The organism is Streptomyces sp. NTH33, from assembly GCF_003236365.1.
Lineage (GTDB): Bacteria > Actinomycetota > Actinomycetes > Streptomycetales > Streptomycetaceae > Streptomyces.
Genome location: NZ_POTZ01000481.1, coordinates 1 through 5,166 on the forward strand (window position 1 = coordinate 1; position 5,166 = coordinate 5,166).

The window sequence follows — 5,166 nt, forward strand, 5'->3', positions numbered from 1 at the left end:
CACGGGCTCGGCGTACGGGCTGGTCTCGTTCATCAGGTCACTCACTGTGCGTCACATTCCTGGTGTCAACCGGGGCCCGACCAGCACCCAGCAAGATCACCTCTTACACAGAGGAGTAAACAGCCTCACGCCGGCACCTCCGCATCCTTGGCCACCCGGCTGCGCGGCACGGCAGCGGGCACCCCGATCAGATTCCGGACCAGTGCGGTGGCGATCGACAGCGGCATCGAAGAATCATCCCAGGCGCCGCGGAGGCCGTTGCCCCACATGGAGAAGCTGCAGGCCAGGTCCAGAATCGTATTTCCGAGCGGGACACCACGCCCAAGCGGTCCTGGCCGAGTACATCCGGCACTACCACCAGCACCGCCCCCACCGGTCCCGGCGGCAACTGCCCCCGGACAGCACCAAATTGCCCGCTCCAGCCACCGTCACCGACCTCCAGGCCCAGCGAATCCGGCGACAACCCCTCCTCGTCGGCCTGATCAACCAGTACCGGAGGACCGCCTGACCGAACGGCCTCGCCGCAGCTCACAGCACCAAATCGTATTTTCGAGCGACACAGGATGCGGGGCAAGCAGAGGAACTGTTGTGTGTTCCTGGTGTGAAAGCAGTGACCGCTGGGAAGAGCTGGGCTGATCGTCGGAGACGGAGCAGCGACGGACCTGCCGCGGGCGGGCCAGGGACGACCGGCAGGCCGAGGCCCCTCGCGGGAGCCCGGCACAAGAAGGGGTGGGCCACGGCCCTTCTTCCCCGGGAAAGCAGGAGGAGGGTGGGCATGGGACGCTTCCGTCTGCTTGTCATAGGCAACGGCTTCTCGGCATACGGCAGTTACCTCAACATGGTGGCGCTGAACGTCTTCGTCTACGTTGTGACCGGCAGCGCCTTCGCCGCCGGCCTGTTCATGGCCGTACGGCTGGTCACCAGTGTGGCGGCCGGGTTCGTGAGCGGCCGCCTGGTGTCGTCATACGACCGTAAACGGCTGATGGTCGGGGCCGACCTCGGCCAGGCCACGGCGCTGCTGGCACTGCTGGTGGTCCCCGACGGCAGCCGTGTCTGGCTGCTCTACGCGCTCGCGGTCGTCACCGGCGGCTGCTCCACCATCTCCCAGGTGGCGCTGCGCAGCAGCGTCCCGGAGATCGTCGGGGCGGAGCACCGGACCCAGGCCAACAGCCTCCTGGTCACCGGGCGTTCGCTCGCCATGATCGCCGGCTTCGCCTCGGCCGGCGCGGTGGTGGCGCAGCTCGGGTACACCGCGGCGTTCGCCCTGGACGCCGCCACCTTCCTGGTTTCCGCGACCGTCCTGTTCCTGCTGCCGATCCGTACCAGGGCGACCGAGGGCGAGGCCGAAACCGGGGAGAACGGCGGTGACGAGGCGCCGGACGCGGCCCACCGGTCGCTGCGCCTTCTGCTGGCGGCCGCTCCACTGCTCATGGCGATGATCGCGATCCGGGCGGTGGACGGACTGGGGTCCTCGTCCCACAACGTCGCCCTGCCCGTGTACTCCAGCATGCTGGACCCCGACCATCCGGCCACGTTCGTCAGCCAGTTCTGGGCGACCTGGGCGATCGGCAACATTCTCGCCCAGCAGGTGCTGTCCCGGGTCACCCGCCGCACCGGCCGGGCCCCGGGGGAGCGGGCGTTCGCGCTCGGCACCTGCGTGATGTCGGCCGGCTTCATCCTGGTCTTCTGCCCGCTGCCCACCGCCCTCGCCGTCGTCTCCGCGCTGATCGCCGGGGCGGCCGACGGCTTCACCGAGGTCGTCTACGTGTCCAGGCTGCAGGCCGCCCCCGACGCGCAGCGCGGACGTCTCTTCGGGCTGTCCGCCTCGGCCGAGAACGGCGGTTTCGGCCTGGGCATGCTGATCAGCGGATCCCTGCTGGAGCTGTTCTCACCGCTGCAGGTGGTGGCCTCGCTGCACGGCCTCTCCACCGTCCTGTGCCTGGGGCTGCTGGTGCTGCTGATCGTCAGGGGCCGCCGCAGAGCCCGGGAGGAGGAGCCGGACGGCCGCCACGCTGACGGCGCGGCGGTGGAGCGGGAAGGGGTCGGCCGGTGACCGAGATCGACACCGACGTGAGGATGGCCGTCATCGGCATGGCCTTCCGGCTGCCGGGCGCAAACACCCCGGAGGAACTCTGGCGGATCGTCCGTGAGGGCGAGGACCGCATCACCCGCTTCAGCCACGAGGAACTGGCCGCGGCGGGCATTCCCGCCGAGCAGTACCGGCGGGACGACTTCATCGGCGCCTCCGGAATCCTGAAGGACCTGGCAGGCTTCGACAACCGGCACTTCGGCATGAGCGCCCGGGAGGCGCAGCTCACCGACCCCCAGCAGCGGATGTTCCTGGAGTGTGCCCAGCACGCCCTGGAGAACGCCGGCTACCCCGACGAGCGGGACGGCACCCGGGTGGGCGTCTACGCCAGCACCGGCTACCACCTGTACAGCATGCAGAACTACCTGCTCAACAACGTGCTGCCGGCACACGAGATCACCGACTGGACGGCCGGGCTGCAGATCACGATCGGCAACTACGCCGACTTCACGGCCACCCGGGCCGCCTACCGGCTGGGCCTCACCGGCCCGGCCGTCAACGTCCAGACCGGCTGCTCCAGTTCCCTGGTGGGAGTCCAGCTGGCCGCCCAGGCACTGCTCATGGGCGACTGCGACATCGCCCTCGCCGGCGCCGCCGCCGTCCATGTGCCCCAGGTCCTCGGCTACCACTACGTCAAGGGCTCGATCCTCTCCAAGTCGGGGCGGCTGCGGGCCTTCGACGCCGCGGCCGACGGCACGGTGGGAGGCACCGGCGTCGTCATCGTGGTGCTGAAGCGCCTCACCCGGGCCCTTCAGGACGGCGACACCGTGCACGGCGTCATCCGCGGCTGGGGCGTCAGCAACGACGGCGCCGGCAAGAAGGCGTTCACCGCGCCCAGTGCCGAGGGCCAGCGGGTGGCCATCCGCCAAGCACTGAAGAGGGCCGAAGTGGGTGCGGACACCATCGGCTACCTGGAGACGCATGGCACCGGCACGCTCAAGGGCGACCCCGTCGAGTTCGCGGGCGCCACCGCCGCCTACCGCGAGGACACCGACCGCACCGGGTACTGTGCCCTCGGCGCGGTCAAGGCCAACATCGGGCACCTCGACGTGGCGGCCGGCCTGGCCGGACTGGTCAAGGCGCTGCTGGTGCTCCGGCACGGGGTGGTCCCCCCGATGGCCAACTTCAGTGAGCCCAATCCGCTGCTGGACCTCGACGACAGCCCCTTCCACATCCCGCGCACGGCCCGGCCCTGGCCCCGGGGGAACACCCCGCGGCGGGCGGGGCTCACCTCGCTCGGCGTCGGCGGCACCAACGTCCACCTGATCCTGGAGGAAGCGCCCGCGCCGCTTCCCCGCCCCGCCGCAGCCGCCGTGCCGGACGTGCTGCTGCTCTCCGGGAGCAGCGAGGAGGCCCTGGCGGACAACGCCCTTGCCCTGAGCGACCGGCTGCGCACCGGTCCCGCGCCCGCCCCGGCGGACCTCGTCACCACCGCGGCCCTCGGCCGTTCACACCGGCGGCACCGGCTGGCCGTGCGCGGTTCCACCCCCGAGGCGCTGGCCGCCGCCCTCGACGTGTGGGGGCGCGGCGGCAAGGCGGCACGGACCGTCGAGGGAGCCGTGCCCCGGGAGGAATCTGCCCGGGTCGTCCTGCAGTTCACCGGCCAGGGGTCTTTGTACCCGGGCGCGGCAGCAGCCGTGCATGAACGTTTTCCCGGGGTGCGCGAGGTCCTCGACGCCTGCGACCGCGGCCACCGCGCACTTGGCGGCGCACCGTTGATGCCCGGTCTGCTCGGCAGCGGCGAGCGCGCCGGACTCCCCGGCGCGGACAGCGCGTTGTGGCAGACCGACACCGCGCAGCCGGCTCTCTACGCGCTGCAGTGCGCGCTGCTGCGGCTGTGGCAGGAGGCGGGCGTCACTCCCGACGCGGTGATCGGCCACAGCGTCGGCGAGTACGCCGCCCTGCACGCGGCCGGCGGCCTCTCGCTCGACGACGGCCTGCGCCTGGTCACCGCACGCAGCCGGCTGATGCAACGGCTCGGCGCCCCGGGCGCGATGGCGGCGGCGGCCCTCGACCGCGCCGCCGCGCTGGCGCTGACCGCCGAGGTGCCGGGCCTGGAGATCGCCGCCGTCAACGGGGAGCACGCGCAGGTGCTCGCCGGGCCTGTCGCGGCGGTCGACCGGATGTGCGCCCTGCTCACGGAACGCGGCACGCCGCACCAGCGGCTCCCGGTAGCGCGCGCCTTCCACACCGCGCTGATGGAGCCGGTGCTGGAGGAGTTTCGCGCGGTGCTCGGCGAGGTGGCCTTCACGCCGCTGCACACCGCCTTCGTCAGCTCTCTCGACGGCGAGACCCGCCCGCCCGGCTGGGTCCCGGACACCGAGTACCTGGTGCGGCAGGCCCGTGAGCCGGTGCGGTTCGACCGGGCGCTGCTCGAGGTCGCCTCCCGGCGGCCCGATGCGTTGCTGGAGATCGGGCCGCACACCACGCTGAGCGCCCTGGCACGCCGTTCCCTGCCGGATGTGCGGGCCGTGCCGACGCTGCGGCGCGGCACTGGCCTGGACGCCTTCTGGGACGCTGCGGCCGGCCTGCACTGCGCGGGGGCGGACATCCGCTGGGAGCGGCTTCTGGACGGCTGCGGAGGGCGGAGAATCCCGCTTCCCGGCTACCGCTTCCAGTACAGGAACCACTGGATGGGGCCCGCACCCAGGGTCCCGGGGATCGGAATCAGTACGAGAAAGGAAGCCGTCGTGGCAAGGAACGAGGCGGTGACGGAGCGCATACTCGGCTCCGTTCTGAAGGCGATGTCCCGGCACTTCGGCGAGGAGATGGCGACGGCCGGGGACACGCCGTTCTTCGACCTCGGAGCGGACTCCCTGCAGATGATCGGCGTCCTGCGCGAGCTGGAGCGGGAGTACCGGGTCAAGGTGACCATGCGGGAACTCTTCGAGGACACAGGCACCCCCCGGCTGCTTTCCGAGCTGATCGCCTCCCGGATGCCGGACGCGGTGCCCAGGGTGCCGGCCGCCGTGGCGGCACCGGTCGTGGCCGCACCGTGGAGTGGTGCGCCGACGCCGACCGCGGCGGAACCGGTGCCGGTCGCCGCGCCGGTGCCCGCCCCTGCTCCCCATGTACCC

Annotated in this window: 2 protein-coding genes; both read left to right on the top strand. The window is 71.7% G+C overall.

From position 1 onward, the window contains the following. The first annotated feature begins 775 nt into the window (after positions 1-775). On the top strand, positions 776-2,053 hold the full coding sequence (locus C1I97_RS31005; RefSeq protein ID WP_111006397.1) for an MFS transporter: 1,278 nt from the start codon (positions 776-778) through the stop codon (positions 2,051-2,053). Continuing rightward, a partial coding sequence (locus C1I97_RS31010) for a type I polyketide synthase (RefSeq protein WP_258382818.1) occupies positions 2,050-5,166 on the top strand: 3,117 nt, incomplete at its 3' end. The genes C1I97_RS31005 and C1I97_RS31010, both read left to right, overlap by 4 nt.

Coding starts and splice junctions, on each gene's coding strand:
- C1I97_RS31005 (WP_111006397.1), top strand. CDS start 776: ATGGGACGCTTCCGTCTGCTTGTCATAGGCAACGGCTTCTCGGCATAC.